We start from the raw sequence: 16,406 nt of genomic DNA, 5'->3' as shown, positions 1-16,406 counted from the left end.
TTCCTATGCCATGTTGTCTTGTTTGAAGGAATTGGTTGCGCGGAACTGCCACAGCGCGATTCCCACGACAAAAATCGACAGCAGAATGGTGATGCTGGCTGCGATCGCATATTGGGAAGAAGACATGGTCAGCTTATAAATCCAAGACACCAGAATATCCGTCCCACCTGCGTTGGAGCCGATCACTGCTGGTCCACCATTGTTGAACAGATAGATGATGTTGAAATTATTAAAGTTGAACGTGTACTGCGTGATGATGATAGGCGCAATGGAGTAGAGCACCAGCGGCAGCGTGATAGTGGTCAGCTTGTACCAGCTGCTGGCGCCATCAATCGTTGCGGCTTCGTACAAATCGTCAGGAATCGCCTGCAATACGCCCGTCGTCATGGCGAACACAAACGGGAAGCCTAACCAGGTTTGCATCAGAATCAGCGCGGTCTTGGTCCAGAACGGATCGGTCATCCACGCTTTAGGCTCAATCCCCAATGCGGCCAGAATGCCGTTATTAATCACGCCAAACGTTTCGTTAAACATCCCTGCGAAAACCAGAATGGTAACGAAGCCCGGCACCGCCCACGGCAGGATCAGAATGGTGCGGATCAGCGGTTTGAAACGCAGGCCTTTCTGGTTCACCAAAATCGCCAGCAGGATGCCCACGGCGCACTGAAGTGTGGTCGCAATCAGCGTCCAAATCACCGTCCATTGCAGCACGTCAAAGAATGTCGAACGCCAGAGATCGAGCCGGAAAATGTTGATAAAGTTCGTCATCCCCACCCAGTCGACCAGTTTGGCGGGCGGCGTGTGGTAGAGGTTGTAATTGGTAAAGGCGATGGAAAAGCCGAAAATAATCGGGAAAACCACGACAAAGACCAGCAGGATGAAGCCGGGCGTGATCATCAGATAAGGGAAGCCTTCGCTCAGTAGCATCTGATATTGCTTCTTCACGCTGTTCAACGGCAGGCCTTTATCGCGTCTGGTGCCGCACACGTAAGCATCGCGCAGGCTGAGATAGTAAACGCCGACGCCAAAAGCAGCGACGATCACACTGATAATGCCTTTTGCTAGCAGAAAAATAGAGTGATCGCGCGGCAGCTCGGTGCCCAGCGTGATGAGCCCCCAGGCGCCGTTTCGCAGGAAATCATGGAATATGCCGATGAAGCAGACCATGACGATAAAGAAAAGCGTGCCTTTGACGAACTGGCGATTATAAATCTGTCCGAGTCCGGGGACGAGCGCCAGCAATACAGCCGTTCTGGCGTGGCGACATCCTCTTTCTTGTGGCGTAAGGCCGCTAGCGTTGACGGTCACATCTACCTCCATTTTCTTCAAAACATGGGGTTCCCCTACACACCCCGAAACCGATTGGGGAGAAATAAGGGATCCCATGTTGACCCACGGTGGTGCGGGGGATTACTGGTTACTGTGGTTAGCTTCGATCTGCATTTTGATAATCTTCACGGCAGATTCCAGCGCCGCTTTGGTGTCCTGCTTACCGGTCACGCTCAGTTGCAGCGCGCTGTTCGCGGGTGTCCAGACTTCCTGCATTTCCGGTACGCTCGGCATAGGAACGGCATAGCCAGACTGGATCGCGACAGCACGGGATTTTTCGTCGTCCTTAATCAGCGGATCGTCAACCAGCGCAGCGATCGGTGGGATTTCACCGGTTAACTGGAAGCGGATTTTGGCGTACTCAGGCTGATTGATGAACTCAATGAATTTCTGCGCCAGCTCTTTGTTCTTGGAGTAGGTGGAGATGCTGTAGCCTTTCACGCCCAGCAGCGAACGTGGATGCTCACCGTTTGGCAGCAGCGGCAGTGGCGCGACGCCATAGTTTACGCCGGCGTTTTTATACGGCTGGAATGCCCACGGGCCGGTAATGACGGCAGCGGCCTTTTTCTCGGTAAACAGGGAATCGATCGCGTTAGCGCCGGTTTCACCGACGATACCCGGCGGGAACAGGCCATCGGCGTAGAATTTCTTGATGTAGTTGACGGCATCGATGGTGGCTTTTTTATCCAGACCGATGTCTTTTACGTTCGGTGAACCGTTGCTGTTCTGCCCGAAAATGTAGCCACCCATCCCGGCGATGACGCCATAGGCGTAATAAATCTCGTCAAATTTCGCCAGCAGGCCGTAACGGCCTTCTGCACGTTGCTGTTTGGAGAAGGTGAACAGGTCGTCGAATTTTTCCGGCGGCTGTGGCATCAGATCTTTGTTGTACACCAGTACGGTGGTTTCAACGGCTTTCGGCACGCCGTACAGCTTACCATTATAGGTTTGTGCTTCCAGTGCCGGTTTGGTGAAACTCGACAGGAATGTCTGATCCAGCTTCAGTTCGCTAATCAACCCCTGAACTACGGCGGTACCCACCTGATCGTGTGGCATCACGATCACATCTGGGCCGATTCCTGCTGGGCCATCCAGACGGAGTTTCTCAATCTGCTGCGCGTAGGGCGTTTCCAGCACTTTGATTTTGACATTATTCTGTTTTTCAAAGGCTTTTATCGCGTCGGCGATGCCGTCGGATTTCTTGATATCTTCCCATACCAGAAGTTCTTTGTCGGCTGCCAGTGCTGATTTGCTGAGTACGCCGGTGATACCCAGTGAAATCATAATGACGGTGGTCAGTGTTTTCATTTTCATCATTAGTCCTCAAAGCCCTGGTGGGCCAATCATGGTCGGAAATTGTCGCGTACTTTCCCGTTTTCACCGTTTTTGCTGTCCCTGTGCGATGTGGGTGTAACGTTACATCACACGGCAGGGAATGAGGCATTTAACAGTACACGTTGTTTGGCGATCGTCGCTGTGTGGCGCTTGACGCTTTATTGCGCGTTTTCCACAAACTAGGATAACGGTTACACCAATGGCGATTACATTAAGCAGAGTGCGCCACGTCTGCCAGCGAAACATGTAAAGGCTGTGATCTTATGCACAAAAGTAACCCCCTGTTTGTGCAAACGGTTACACCATGCTGTTATATTGCAATTATGACCAGCGTGCAGGTAAACCTGGCCGGATGCTAATGCGTCTGGAAGGGCTACCGAGCCATTTTGAGTAGACGACCACTGGGCCGTTGTGACTCAGCGCTTATATCCTGAAAAGCAAAATTATCAAGAGGTTACCGTTATGGCGTCGATCCAGTTGGATAGAGTGAGTAAGCATTTTGGCAAAACGATTACGCTTCACGATGTGAATCTGACGATTGCGGATGGCGAGTTCGCCGTTTTTGTTGGGCCGTCTGGCTGTGGTAAGTCGACGTTGCTGAGAATGATTGCCGGGCTGGAAGATGTCACAGGCGGTGAAATCATGATTGATGAAGCAGTGGTGAATGATGTTGCACCCGCTCACCGTGGCGTGGCGATGGTGTTCCAGTCTTATGCGTTGTACCCGCACATGACCGTCGCTGAGAATATGGGCTACGGCCTGCGCGTGAATGGTGTCCCGAAAGACCAGATTAAGCACCAGATCGAGATGGTGGCGAAGACGCTGCAACTGTCTCACCTGCTAGAGCGCAAACCGAAAGAGCTATCCGGCGGTCAGCGCCAGCGTGTGGCGATAGGGCGCGCTATCGTGCGTAACCCGAAAGTGTTCCTGTTTGATGAACCGCTGTCGAATCTGGATGCGGAACTGCGCGTTGATATGCGGTTGCACATCGCCAAACTGCATCAGGAATTGAAAACGACGATGATCTATGTGACGCACGATCAGGTCGAAGCCATGACGCTGGCTGATAAAATCGTGGTCATGAATTACGGCAAAGTCGAGCAGGTAGGATCGCCGATGGAGCTTTATTATCATCCGGTTAATCAGTTTGTCGCGGGCTTTATCGGCTCGCCAAAAATGAATTTCCTGCCTGCGCAGGTCATCGATTGGACGCCGGATAGCCTGACGGTGAATGTTGCCGACCAGCTACAGCTTGAGCTGCCGATCCGTACCGGTGAACTGAGCGTTGGCAGCACGGTAACACTGGGGCTGCGGCCTGAACATGTGTCACCAGAAGGCGAGGGGATTCGCCTGTCATTCGGCTGCGAGGTTGTCGAACGCTTAGGTAATAGCACCTACCTGTTCGGCCAATGCTGCGGCATTGATAACTTCAAGCTTCTGCTGGCGGGCGACAGCGCCTTCAAGCCGTATGAACACATTGAGGTTTTCTTCTCACCCAGTAACTGTCTGGTGTTCAACGCCGATGGCCTGCGTATCAGCGGCTAGTTAGCTTATTGAGTCTGAAGAATTAACGCATCCTGCCAAACAGCGCCCTTAACGGCGCTGTTTCTGTTGCTGTCTACGGCCTATTGTAGAAGCTGTTTTTCTTTATGCTGATGCGGTGTAAGTGTTTCGTGCGTGTTAGGCACCTTATTTCTCTGTAACATCGTTACACGCCCGACAAGGCGCGCTCAATCGCCGCAGCGCCTTGACCACTGGCTTTTCGGCGTGATTCGCGCCGCTTCGCGGTGCCTTCGGTGTTCATGCTCGCTATTCGGACCGCCTGCGACGCGTTTACTCGCCCCATAAACGGGGCTCGCCCTTCGGGCCAGCACAAGTGCTGTTCAAAAACGTCTCGACGTTTTTGTCCGACGCGGCGCAGCCTTTCGCGGCGTCCATGCCGCTCATCCGGCGATCATGTACACCTCAGCGCGATTTTTTACGCCGATGTAAGAAAAACAGTGAGTGCGTAGATATCCGCAATAGAAAAAGGCTTTCCGAAAAAAGCCTTTTGGGAAATACCCGACGGGAATGATGGGCCCGTCGAGCTGAGGGTTAGTGCGGTATTACCACCAGGCTTCTGCCTGAATACCGAAGTTCACTGCATTGCTGCGAGCGTCGTTGAAGGTGTTGCGGTTTTCATTTCCACGGTTTTGGTAAGACACGAAGAAGCGCAGTTCCGGGCGTGTCATCATGGGAATATCGGCGGTGAAGGCATGTGCCAGCGTGTATTTCTCACCACTGTATTTGGTTTCTGTACCCGCTTTCCAGCTGTCTTTTTTCTGATATGCGCCAGCTTCCAGATAGGTTTTTTGGTTCTTGGTCCAGACATATTGGCCGCGACCTACCGCAGACAATAATTCTGTGCTGTCGCGCCAGCGGCTGATTTCATCCGCTTTACCGTAGGTCAGAACATGGCTAAGAGAAATATTATCAGTGATCGGCAGATCACCGGCCTGAATGACGCGGTAGCCTTTGGCGCTGTCGTTGATGCTCCAGACGTCATACCAGCCGCCGCCCTGATCGACCATGTTGTGCGCCAGCCCTTTGTCGGCATATTGCAGCACCAGTTTCTGGTTAGATTTGAGGCCAGAGAAGTAGTGGCTGAGCTCGCCCGTGATCATCATCGAGTTTTTAGGATCGAATTTTTGCCCTTCCGCGAGGAAGATATTTTTCTGCGTGTCCGCTTCATTTGGCATCGCGTAGGAGATACCGAACTCCGTCCACGCGCCGTCCCACGGCTTCCAGCCCGCATAGCGTGCGTCCAGATAGTTGATATTCAGATCGTCGTAGGTGTCTGTTCTGCTTTGACATTCCTGACTGTTAATGCTGTTGCTACAGTCGACGTTCATGTTTTCAGCATCGGCACGGATCCAGGCAAAAGAGAACGCGCCTTCACCCGCTTTGACGTTTTCGATCCCGGCACCCGCACCGGAGATATTCCAGTATTTGGTATCAATGATGTGCAAGTCATGACGCTGATAGTAACGTTTCCCCGCCCATACCGTGGCATCCGGCAGGCCAGGTACAAACCCTTTTGCCTGAAGGTTTAACTGGCGCAAACCAAATTCGGCATCGTCATTTTTTGTCGTTTCATTATCGTTCGAGCCGTTGGAGAACATGGAAATCATGCTATCGAAGTAAAACGTTTTCCCATTTTCGTTATACAGCTGCTGCCCTAATTGGATTTCGCCGTAGGTGTCATCTTCGTTACCTAATCTTCCCACATAACTTTTATCGGCTGCCTGTTGTTTTCCGTGGTTTGAAGCACCCACGCCAGAACGGAAGTATCCTGAAAAATCAACAGAATAAGAAGGGGTTGCCAGCATTGCCAAACTCAGTGCAATGGATGTCGTCAGCAGTTTTCTTTTCATAATATACCTTTCGCTTATTCGGGTAAGAATGTGGATGTTCCAAATAACATGACGTGAACGGAGGTAAAACGTTTCCACTCATGGCGAAGGATTATGGGGGAATAAAATGGTGCGTGACATGATAGTTCTCACAAAATACAAAAGAGTTACACCAATATTTACACTGATGTAACGATGTTACAGGTGGTGCTTTGATTGTTTATCAGCAATGGTGCGGTGTTATTCGCTGCATAATGGTGTGTAACTGGTTACACGTTTTTCTAGCGTGACTAAAATGCAGCATAAAATTTTTTTATGTCAGAATCGGCGGCGTTACATAAAAGGAGTGATGCGATGCCGAGTAGGAAACATTTTAGAAAAAGAGTGAAAGGGTGTCTGCGGAAGAGAAATAAAGCACAGGGCGTGTAAGTGTAGAAAGGCAATGATGTCGCGCTTGCCTGATGCGAGGGATGACCGCATCGGGCAAGCTGAGTGATAAAAAACGGTTATTTCTTACGGGATGGGGGACTAACAGAATGGCGGCGTACCAGCGTCGGGCTAAACATGTTCGTGGTTTCACTGAGCTGTTTACCGTGGGATAACGCGATGGCTAATTCTGCGGCCTGAATTGCCATGGCGGAAACCGGATAGTGCACGGTCGTCAGGCGAGGGCGGAGGTAGCGGGCGATCAGTACGTCATCAAACCCGACTACTGACATATCCTGCGGTACGCTGATGCTGTTATCACTCAGGACAGAAAGGGCGCCGGCGGCCATGGAATCGTTGTAGCACACGACTGCTGTCATGTTGCCGCCCCGACTCAGCAGCTCCATCATGGCTGATTCGCCGCCCACTTCGTCCGGTGAAGCGCGGGCAATGAGGCGTTCATCCCGTGCGATGCCGTGCTCTTGCAGCGCATCCACATAGCCTTGCAGACGGTCGGCGGAGTCGGAAATTTGGTGATTAGAACAGAGAAAACCGATCCGCTGATGGCCTTCCTGAATTAAATGACGCGTTGCCAGCCAGGAGCCATAGCGATCGTCGAGCGCAACGCAGCGATTTTCATAACCGGGTAACGTGCGGTTGATGAGCACCATGTCAGGAATGTGGCTCATCAGCGCCGCCAGTTCCTCATCTGAAAGCATCTTTGCATGCACGACTAGCCCGGAACAGCGGTGGCGAATCAACTGCTCAATGGCTTTCTTTTCCTGTTCGGCATTGTGATAGCCGTTACCAATTAGCAGAAAGTTGCCGGTTGCCTGGGCAATTTGTTCGACAGATTTAACCATCGTCCCGAAAAAGGGATCGGACACATCCGCGACAACCAGCCCCATAGTCTCTGCACTTTGGTGCGCGAGCGCTCTGGCATTGGCATTCGGATGATATTGCAGCTCCGCCATGGCCTTGTGTACGGCTTCCCTTGAGGCGGTACTGGCTTTAGGCGAGTTATTAATTACACGCGAAACCGTAGCGACTGATACACCTGATAGACGAGCAACATCCTTTATTGTGGCCATTGGCATTCCTGAGCGGTCAAATGCGTGGTGAGGCGGACCGTAGCCTAACGCACAAGTTAAAAGAAAAAATCGATTACTTATATTTATAAATGTACAGGTTTTTGGGCGATGTTACCTATCCGACCACCTTTCCTTTTTGATCCAGACCGTACTTATGTGATCGCTATCAACAATCATCGGTCATTTCTCTCTTCCAAAATACTATTCCGAGGTTTAAATTTAGGGTAACCGATTACACTTGTGTGGTAGCTAAACGATAGCTTGCTATCGTTGTTCAGCATTATTACAGCTATTTTATCCATGCCATATAGTGAAACTGATTACATTAAGGGGTTTTTCTGGCTGAGTTTACAGACTGACCTGATGCCTCTTCCAGATCTCTGACGGACTGTTAGCGCCCTACAATGGGTTGCGGATGGTGCCGCGGTTGTACCGAATTTGTGTTTTGTATTGAGGAATAGCTTATGCAGTTTGAGCCGACTGAACATCCGCATCGCCGTTTTAACCCGCTGAAAGGCGAGTGGATTCTGGTTTCTCCGCATCGCGCCAAGCGCCCCTGGCAAGGGCAGCAGGATGAACCGGATCGCGCTACGCCACCGCCTTACGATCCGACCTGCTATCTGTGCGCGGGTAATAAACGCATTACTGGCGACATCAACCCGCACTATCAGGGTACCTTTGTTTTTACGAATGATTTCTCGGCTCTGATGGAGGACACGCCGGATGCACCGTCGGGTGACGACGAGCTTTTCCGCGTGCAGCAAGCTCGTGGCGTCAGTCGTGTCATCTGTTTTTCTCCCGATCACAGTAAAAGTCTGCCACAGCTTTCGCTGCCAGCGCTGAAAGCGGTGATCGATACGTGGAGCGATCAAACCGAGGAACTGGGCAAGCGGTATCCGTGGGTTCAGGTTTTTGAGAATAAAGGGACGATGATGGGGTGCTCCAATTCCCATCCGCACGGGCAGGTTTGGGCTAACGATTTTCTGCCGAACGAAGTACAGCGTGAAGATGAACAACAGCGAGACTATTTCTCCCGCCACGGTTCGCCGCTACTGCTGGACTATGTTCGCCGCGAGCAGGCTGACGGATCGCGCATCGTGGTGGAAACGGAGCACTGGCTAGCGGTTGTCCCTTACTGGGCGTCGTGGCCGTTTGAAACGCTGGTCCTGCCCAAATTCGCCGTACAGCGGTTGCCGCAGCTCAATGACATTCAGCGTGACGATCTGGCACTGATCCTGAAAAAGCTGACCAGCCGTTATGACAACTTGTTCCAGTGTTCATTCCCCTATTCGATGGGGTGGCATGGCGCGCCGTTTAAAGGTGATGACATCGCACATTGGCAACTGCATGCCCATTTTTATCCCCCGTTATTACGTTCCGCCAGCGTGCGCAAATTTATGGTCGGCTATGAAATGCTGGCTGAGGCGCAGCGTGATCTGACGGCAGAGCAGGCCGCTGAACGTTTACGCAGCGTGAGTGATATCCATTTTCGTGAGCAAATTTGAGGTCATTTTATGAGCCGTATTGATTCTCTACGTCAGTTAACCGAGTCTGTTTTTGTCCGATTATTTGGCTATGCGCCGCACGCGGCTATTCAGGCTCCCGGTCGGGTCAACCTGATTGGCGAGCACACCGACTATAACGATGGTTTTGTCTTGCCTTGTGCTATCGATTACCAGACGGTGGTCAGCGCGGCGATACGTCAGGATGGCATCGTGCGGGTGGTCGCGGTGGATTTTGACAACCAGCAGGATGAATTCGATCTCGCCAAAGAGATCGTGCCTCACCCAGACTACACCTGGGCGAACTATATCCGTGGAACGGTGAAGTTTTTGCAGGCGCGTGGCCTGCCGATCACCGGCATGGATATGGTGGTTTCCGGCAATGTGCCTTCTGGCGCAGGGCTAAGTTCATCGGCCTCGCTGGAGGTGGCTATCGGGCAGACGTTCAAAGAGCTGAATAATCTGGACATCAGCCAGTTGGATGTGGCGCTAAACGGCCAGCAGGCGGAAAACGATTTTGTTGGCTGTAGCTGCGGCATTATGGATCAGTTTATTTCCGCTCAAGGGCGTGTTGGTCAGGCGCTGCTGATCGACTGCCGCTCTCTGGAAGGGCGCTCTGTGCGTATGCTCGATGGTGTTGACGTCCTGATCGTGAATTCCAACGTACGCCGTGGGCTGGTGGACAGCGAATACAACACGCGACGCCAGCAGTGTGAATCGGCGGCGCGTCACTTTAACGTCAAGGCGCTGCGTGATGTTTCCCTCGCACAGTTTGAAGCGGGAATCGAGGGGCTGGATCCGGTAGCGGTACGCCGTGCGCGACACGTTATTACCGAGAACCGCCGTACGCTGGAAGCGGCCGATGCGCTGGCGCGTCAGGATGCGCATCGCTTGTTTGCGCTAATGGCGGAATCGCATGTCTCCATGCGCGACGATTTTGAAATTACCGTGCCACCGATCGATGCGCTGGTGGATTTGATTCAGGAGTATGTCGGTGAGCGGGGCGGTGTACGTATGACTGGCGGCGGTTTCGGTGGCTGCATTGTCGCCCTTACCCCCTCGGCGCTGACGGATGAAGTTAAACAGGTGATTGAACGGGAATATCCGGCGCGTACCGGTCTTCAACCGTCCATCTATCTGTGTCAGGCCTCCGGCGGTGCAGGGCGTGTGAGTTAAGTCTTTATACGGCCTCCGAGCAAGAGCCCCTGTGAGGCTCTTGCTCGTGATGATTCTATTTTTTCTCGGATATTTTAAATATATCAATCTATTAGTGGATGATGCTTTCCATTACTTTAATGAATAATGCTCTTACATCATCGTCTTTTTCATGATGCTTATCAGTGATGATCCAACGCCCTCCGACCATCACATCTTTTATTGGATTTGTTGAGCAGGCGAAAATCCAGCGGTTTAGGCGTTCCCGATCGTTGGCTGTGGCAAGGAAAGGATCGCGGCTGTCCAGCACGAGCATATCGGCCCGTTCGCCCACAGCGAGCTTGCCCACCGGTTGACCCAGTGCCATACGACCACCTCGCAATGCACCAGAGTAAAGCACATTGCCAATGTATGGTTCGTCTGGCAGGTGGAGTAAGTTACGCCGCCTTTTATTCAGGCGTTGCCCATACTCAAACCAACGTAAATCTTCACTGGCGCTCACGCTGATATGGCTATCGGAGCCAATTCCCCAGTTTCCCTGCTGTGAGACATATTCCTGCCCTGGAAAAATCCCATCGCCAAGGTTCGCTTCGGTCGTCAGGCACAGACCTGCGACTGCACCTGAAGTCGCGATCAATCGGGTTTCTTCTGCGGTGATATGCGTCGCGTGGATCAGGCACCAATGCTCATCCACTGGCATATGGCGGTATAACCACTCGACGGGGCGCAGACCAGACCAGGCAATGCAGTCGTTCACCTCTTTTTGTTGCTCGGCGATATGAATATGTATGGGTTGTTTTTGGGGGTGACAGTCGAGCACGGTTCGCATTTGATCCGGTGTAACCGCGCGAAGAGAGTGAAAGCAAAGTCCAGTGCGCTGCATGGGATTATTGGCAAGTTGTGAGGTGATACTGTCGTAGAGCCCCAAATAACGGTCAGTGTCGTTAATGAACCGACGCTGCTCCGAGGAAGCCGGTTGCCCGCCAAAGCCGGAATAGGAATAGAGCACCGGTAGAAGCGTCAGGCCAATACCCGCGGTGTTCGCCGCCTGCGAGATACGTAGCGCGAGTTCAGCAGGTTGCGCGTAGGGCTGCCCATTCTTGTCGTGGTGTAGGTAATGAAACTCGGCAACAGAGGTATAGCCAGCTTTCAGCATTTCGATATACAGGTAGCTGGCGATAACTTCTAACTGCTCAGGAGTGATTTTCCCTACCAGTCGATACATCAAATCTCGCCATGTCCAGAAGCTGTCGGCCGGATTGCCCATGACTTCACTTAATCCTGCCATCGCGCGCTGAAAAGCATGGGAATGGAGATTCGGCATACCGGGAACTAAAAAGCCGTCAAGTTGGATGCTGCTTTCGTCCCGAAGGCTATCACTTTCCAGCGATGTGATGGTGCCTTCTGCTGAGAGCGTTATTTTGACATTATTCGCCCACCCCTGTGGCAACAGGGCTTTTTCTGCAAAATATACGGTCATGTCACCACTCCGGTTTTTTATTTGTCAAATGTATATACATGTTCATATATATACATCTAATTGCGCGTAGAGTAAACTTTAACGGTCATCAGGATGAGGAAGCAGTCATGGCGCAAAGCGACGTTTTTAAAACAGTAGGTGAGGATCATCTGGATCAGCCCGCCCCCTTCTATGAAAGGGTGAAAAGTATGATCAAGACCAACATTCATAGTGGAGTCTGGCCTGTTAATTACCGTGTGCCCTCCGAAAGTGAACTGGTGAATCAGTTTGGTTACAGCCGGATGACCATTAATCGTGCTTTGCGGGAACTGACTGCGGAAGGATTACTGGTACGTATGCAAGGTGTCGGTACCTTTGTCTCAGAAATTCGTGGGCAATCCGCGCTTCTGGAAATCAATAACATCGCTGATGAGATAGCCAGCCGTGGGCATCGCCATCATGCACGGGTGCTTGAACTCACCCAAGTGTATGCGGATGCCCAGCAGGCATCGGCGTTTAATTTGTCGAAAGGCAGCCGTCTGTTTCATTCACTGATTTGCCATTATGAAAATGGTGTACCAGTGATGCTAGAAGACCGGTTGGTGAATACGCTGGTTGTGCCCGACTATTTGCAGCAGGATTTCACCCGTATCACGCCGAATGCCTACCTCTGCTCCATCGCGCCTATCGTTGAAGGGGAGCATATTATTGAGGCGGTGAATATCACCAGAGTGGAGTGTGCGTATCTGGAAATTGATGAGCATACGCCGTGCTTACAGGTGAATCGTCGCACTTGGACGGGACGGCAGGATAAAAAAATTGTTACTAGCGTGCGTTTGGTCTATCCCGGATCGCGCTACCGACTGGAAGGTATTATGCGCAAATGACCACGCGGTTACCTTACATCAACTACCTGGAAATGCGCTGGAAGAATGGGCTGGGGGTGACACAAGAAGTGTACCGCTATCCCGCCACGGAACAGTATGACTGGCGTGTGTCGGTGGCTACGATTCGTGATGCCGGACCGTTTTCTCGTTTTACCGGGTACCAGCGTAATATCAGCGTACTGGAAGGGGAAGGGATGTTCCTGGCCGTTGATGGTGAGCGCAGCGTATTGATCCCCACATTTCAGCCCACCGATTTTAACGGCGACAGCGACGTTTTCTGTGATGTTGTCGGCGGCCCGCTTCTGGATTTCAATGTTATCTATGATGCTAAAACGACACAGGCCTCGGTGCATTGGGTGAACAGCGGAGAGTGGAGCCTTAAACAAGGCTCATTGCTCCTGTTCAACGCGGGTCATGCGCTTGAAGTCAATGTCGATGGCGAGCGTCACTTCCTGCACCATTATGACAGTCTATTGATCGACACCCCTGCGACGGTGGTGGTGAGTGCTCAACCGACCCAGATCTTCGCCTGCGTCATGATTGAGCCCGTCACCTCCGGCAGTTAGCCTATCGTTTATCTGTTTATCTCCCGGTCGTCTGGTCGCATTGCCTATGTCAGTGATGTCTCTTCGGGGGCTATTTCGCGGCTGAATGGCATCCATTAGCCGTTCTCTCCGTGATAAGTGAACAGAGCTGTTTACTCAATTCACCGTGAGAAATCAGATCCCTGATCGCGTGCATGTCTGGATACAGTGCGGTGTCGGTTTCGCGAAACGCCACATTCTGGCGAATTAACGACAGCGTCAGTTCCGTTCCCACCGAGGCCCGTAGCGGCCGGTGAAACTCAATCGCTTGGCTGGCGCAAAGCAATTCGATTGCCACGATATCGACGGCATTTTCCACGGCCTTTATGGCCTTACGCGCCGATGACACGCCCATGCTGATATGGTCTTCCTGACCCGCGCAGGTGGATACGGTATGCACGCTAGCGGGTGCCGCCAGACTGCGATTATCCCCTGCTAGTGCGGCAGCAACATACGGAGGGATCATCATCCCAGAGTTTGCCCCGTTTTTTCCCATCAGAAAGGCGGGTAGTCCGCTGAGATGGGCATTAGTGATGCGGTCTGAACGTGCTTGTGAGGCAGTGCTGATTTGAGCTATTGCTATGGCCAGCGCGTCGAGAGCCAGCGCGAGTGGTGCGCCATGTCCGTTGCCGCCAGGTAAAATGACGAGTTCCTCTTCTTCGATTAAAAACACCGGGTTATCGGTGACCGAATTCAACTCGGTAGTCACGATATGGTGGCAATGCCGCAGTTGGTCGCGTACCGCCCCGTGGATCTGGGGGATACACCGTAAGCTGAGCGCATCCTGTACTCGATGGTCGCGGTAACGTTCAAGAATGTCGCTATCACTGAGCAAGTGGCGCAAAATACGCGCCGTTTCCTGCTGTCCATCATGGGGACGAAGTGCATGCAGCCGTGCATCATAACCGCGAGTATTGCCTTTCAGCGCCTCCAGACACATGCCACCCGCCATATCTGCCACAGGTAATAGCTGTGTGAAACCTTGCACTGCCAGACAGGCCAGTGCAGTAATTTCATAGGTTCCGCTAATCAGCGCATGGCCTTCACGCGGCCCTGGAATGCGCGGTGCAATCCCCGCCTTTTCCAGTGCCTCGGCGGAGGGTAATCGCTGCCCTTGATACCAGCATTGCCCTTCGCCAAACACAGATAACCCGATGTGCGCGGTGGCAATCAGGTAGCCTACGGAGCCACCGGCGGGCGACCAGGGCGTTACCTGATTGTTCAGCATATGGGCTATCCGCTGCGCGAGTTCCGCGTTAACGCCGCTGTATCCCTGCAAGAGCGATTTCAGCATCACGGCCATCATCGCCCTGACTTCCCGTACCGATAAATCTGGCCCCATCCCGCAAGCATGGCTACGCAGCATATCCAATTGCACATCGGCGATTTGGTTGGCTGACAAACGTTCGGTCACCAGATCGCCTACGCCTGTCGTTAAGCCGTAGATGACTTTTCCCTCGGCAATGGCGTTGTGTATATAACGGCTGACGTTATCCATGTGCGCCAGCGCCTCGGGATCAAGCTGTACCCGTGAGCCATCAGCAATGCGCACCAACTCTTCGATCGTGGTTTCAGCTCTGCCTAACGTGACCACATCATGATTCTGCATGGGAAAATGGGTATCTATCGTCATTTCGGAACGGTTCCTTACTTGCTAAGCCCTTGTTTAACGAGCCATTGGTGAGCGACATCATCAATACTGACGAATTCAGCGAGCTGTTCGTTCATGGCAATCAAATCTTCAGTGGTTAACTGGGCAGAAATTTTGTTCAGCGTACTTTCTATGGTCGGGTTCAATGTGCTACTGGCAACGATAGGCACGATATTCTGCGCGGCAAACAGGTGTTTTGTGTCGACCAAGGCCACGAGGTGATCTTTTTTGATTTCAGGGGTAGTGGAGGTGAGGTCAGCGACCTGAATTTGGTTATTTTTCAGGGCAGTCAGCGTCAGCGGGCCCGCGACATCGAGTACTTTGAAGCTTTTGAATTGCAGGCCATAAACGTCACGCAGACCGGAAACGCCTTCGTGACGGGTTTTCCATTCAGCGGGGCCGCCAAGCACCAGTTCACCGGCAATAGGTTTAAGGTCGTCAATCGTTTTCAGGTTGTATTTGTCAGCGGTCTTCTTTGTCACGGCCAGTATGTCGCTGTTTTGCGCGGCGGCGGGCGTGAGCATTTTCACTTTTTCCGGCAGTTTTTTCTCCAATTCTCGTATGACATCTTCCGAGCTGTGCGCCTGATTTTTTTCGTCTAAATAGCTCAGCAGTGCACCACTGTATTCTGGGATCACATTAATCGAGCCATCTAACAGTGCGGGAATATAGACTTCACGACTACCGATGTTGAGCTTTTTCTCCACTGGAATGTTTTGTGCTTCCAGTGCGCCAGCATAAATGGTTGCCAGCAGCTGGTTTTCTGGAAAATCCGCCGATCCAATAATCACTTTCTGGTTGGCGTCAGCAGCCCAGACAGAAGACGCGACAGACAGAATGGTGGCGCTGAACAACGTGAAATAGCGTTTTTTAATATTCATCTTGTTACCTTCTGTAAAAAGGACTAAACGTCATTGATTTTTAGTTCGCCGGGAAATCCCCGGAGAGACCACGAATCTCTCTGAAAGAGAGAAGAATATGTCGATGATCAGGGCCAGCAGTGCGACAAGCACCGCACCGGCTGTCATTTGCGCGAAATCATTTGCTGCCCGGCCGTCAATAATCAGGCGACCCAATCCTCCGAGAGAAACGTAGGCGGCAATGGTTGCCGTAGAAACGATCTGTAAGGCGGCGCTGCGGATACCTGAAATAATCAGAGGGGTCGCACAGGGTAATTCCACCTGAATGAGTAACTGAAGCGGCGTTAGCCCGATTCCTCTGGCGGCGTCATGGACGCTGGGATCGACGGAACGAATACCGGTGTGTATCCCGAGCACGACCGGAGGCAGCGCCAGCAGCACCAGCACGATGATGCAGGGCAGGACGAAGGCCATATCCGATTCGAAATACCCCGCGAGCAGGATCACCAGCAAAATAATCAAGCCAAATGAGGGAAGCGACCGCAGGGCGTTTGTGGTGCCGATAAGTAGCGCCTCTCCCTTGCCGGTGTGGCCGGTATAGCAGCCAATCGGGAAGGCAATGATGATGGCAGTCGCCAGTGCCGCAGCGCTGTAACCCACGTGCTGTAACAGGAGGAAGGCAATGCCTTCATCGCCGTACCAGTGGCTGAGATCAAAAAACCATTCAGACATTGA

At 52.2% G+C, this 16,406-nt stretch carries 13 protein-coding genes; 5 read left to right on the top strand and 8 right to left on the bottom strand.

Going from position 1 to position 16,406, the window contains the following annotated elements:
* Positions 1-3: 3 nt before the first annotated feature.
* Both BJJ97_RS20455 and BJJ97_RS20450 read right to left on the bottom strand, forming a co-directional pair.
* Complete coding sequence (locus BJJ97_RS20455) at positions 4-1,320, bottom strand: sugar ABC transporter permease (protein WP_095995149.1); 1,317 nt, start codon at positions 1,318-1,320, stop codon at positions 4-6.
* Positions 1,321-1,410: 90 nt separating this feature from the next.
* On the bottom strand, positions 1,411-2,643 hold the full coding sequence (locus BJJ97_RS20450) for an extracellular solute-binding protein (protein WP_095995148.1): 1,233 nt from the start codon (positions 2,641-2,643) through the stop codon (positions 1,411-1,413).
* Positions 2,644-3,126: 483 nt separating this feature from the next.
* Between BJJ97_RS20450 and BJJ97_RS20445 the strand changes: the two genes are divergently transcribed.
* Positions 3,127-4,209: an ABC transporter ATP-binding protein gene (locus BJJ97_RS20445; RefSeq protein ID WP_095995147.1), complete on the top strand. Its 1,083-nt coding sequence runs from the start codon at positions 3,127-3,129 to the stop codon at positions 4,207-4,209.
* A gap of 560 nt (positions 4,210-4,769) precedes the next feature.
* On the opposite strand, the gene BJJ97_RS20435 is transcribed toward BJJ97_RS20445, so the two are convergent.
* Together BJJ97_RS20435 and galR are read right to left on the bottom strand one after the other, a co-directional pair.
* Positions 4,770-6,077, bottom strand: coding sequence for a maltoporin (locus tag BJJ97_RS20435; protein ID WP_095995146.1), 1,308 nt, complete (start codon positions 6,075-6,077; stop codon positions 4,770-4,772).
* Between the two features lie 485 nt (positions 6,078-6,562).
* Positions 6,563-7,573, bottom strand: coding sequence for an HTH-type transcriptional regulator GalR (gene galR / locus BJJ97_RS20430; protein ID WP_095700188.1), 1,011 nt, complete (start codon positions 7,571-7,573; stop codon positions 6,563-6,565).
* A gap of 464 nt (positions 7,574-8,037) precedes the next feature.
* Here galR and galT point away from each other — a divergent pair, with 464 nt between their 5' ends.
* Positions 8,038-9,078: a galactose-1-phosphate uridylyltransferase gene (galT, locus tag BJJ97_RS20425; RefSeq protein WP_095995145.1), complete on the top strand. Its 1,041-nt coding sequence runs from the start codon at positions 8,038-8,040 to the stop codon at positions 9,076-9,078.
* Positions 9,079-9,087: 9 nt separating this feature from the next.
* Positions 9,088-10,251, top strand: coding sequence for a galactokinase (galK, locus tag BJJ97_RS20420; RefSeq protein ID WP_095995144.1), 1,164 nt, complete (start codon positions 9,088-9,090; stop codon positions 10,249-10,251).
* 91 nt (positions 10,252-10,342) lie between these two features.
* On the opposite strand, the gene BJJ97_RS20415 is transcribed toward galK, so the two are convergent.
* Entirely contained in the window at positions 10,343-11,710 is a 1,368-nt protein-coding gene (locus BJJ97_RS20415; protein WP_095995143.1) for a formimidoylglutamate deiminase, read from the bottom strand.
* A 107-nt stretch (positions 11,711-11,817) separates the two neighbouring features.
* Here BJJ97_RS20415 and hutC point away from each other — a divergent pair, with 107 nt between their 5' ends.
* Both hutC and BJJ97_RS20405 read left to right on the top strand, forming a co-directional pair.
* Complete coding sequence (gene hutC / locus BJJ97_RS20410; protein WP_095995142.1) at positions 11,818-12,576, top strand: histidine utilization repressor; 759 nt, start codon at positions 11,818-11,820, stop codon at positions 12,574-12,576.
* On the top strand, positions 12,573-13,142 hold the full coding sequence (locus BJJ97_RS20405) for a HutD/Ves family protein (protein ID WP_095995141.1): 570 nt from the start codon (positions 12,573-12,575) through the stop codon (positions 13,140-13,142). The genes hutC and BJJ97_RS20405 overlap by 4 nt, the downstream gene beginning before the upstream one ends.
* A gap of 70 nt (positions 13,143-13,212) precedes the next feature.
* On the opposite strand, the gene BJJ97_RS20400 is transcribed toward BJJ97_RS20405, so the two are convergent.
* From BJJ97_RS20400 to BJJ97_RS20390, 3 genes are read right to left on the bottom strand one after another with little or no spacing between them, the layout of a single operon-like run.
* Positions 13,213-14,769, bottom strand: a complete 1,557-nt coding sequence (locus BJJ97_RS20400; RefSeq protein WP_095995140.1) for an HAL/PAL/TAL family ammonia-lyase — start codon at positions 14,767-14,769, stop codon at positions 13,213-13,215.
* Between the two features lie 38 nt (positions 14,770-14,807).
* Positions 14,808-15,692, bottom strand: coding sequence for an ABC transporter substrate-binding protein (locus BJJ97_RS20395; RefSeq protein ID WP_095995139.1), 885 nt, complete (start codon positions 15,690-15,692; stop codon positions 14,808-14,810).
* Positions 15,693-15,722: 30 nt separating this feature from the next.
* Entirely contained in the window at positions 15,723-16,403 is a 681-nt protein-coding gene (locus BJJ97_RS20390; RefSeq protein ID WP_095995138.1) for an ABC transporter permease, read from the bottom strand.
* Between the last annotated feature and the right edge of the window lie 3 nt (positions 16,404-16,406).

Source organism: Pectobacterium polaris (assembly GCF_002307355.1).
Lineage (GTDB): Bacteria > Pseudomonadota > Gammaproteobacteria > Enterobacterales > Enterobacteriaceae > Pectobacterium > Pectobacterium polare.
The sequence above is the reverse complement of the archived record's forward strand: the minus strand, read 5'-3'. Positions and strand labels throughout refer to the sequence as shown.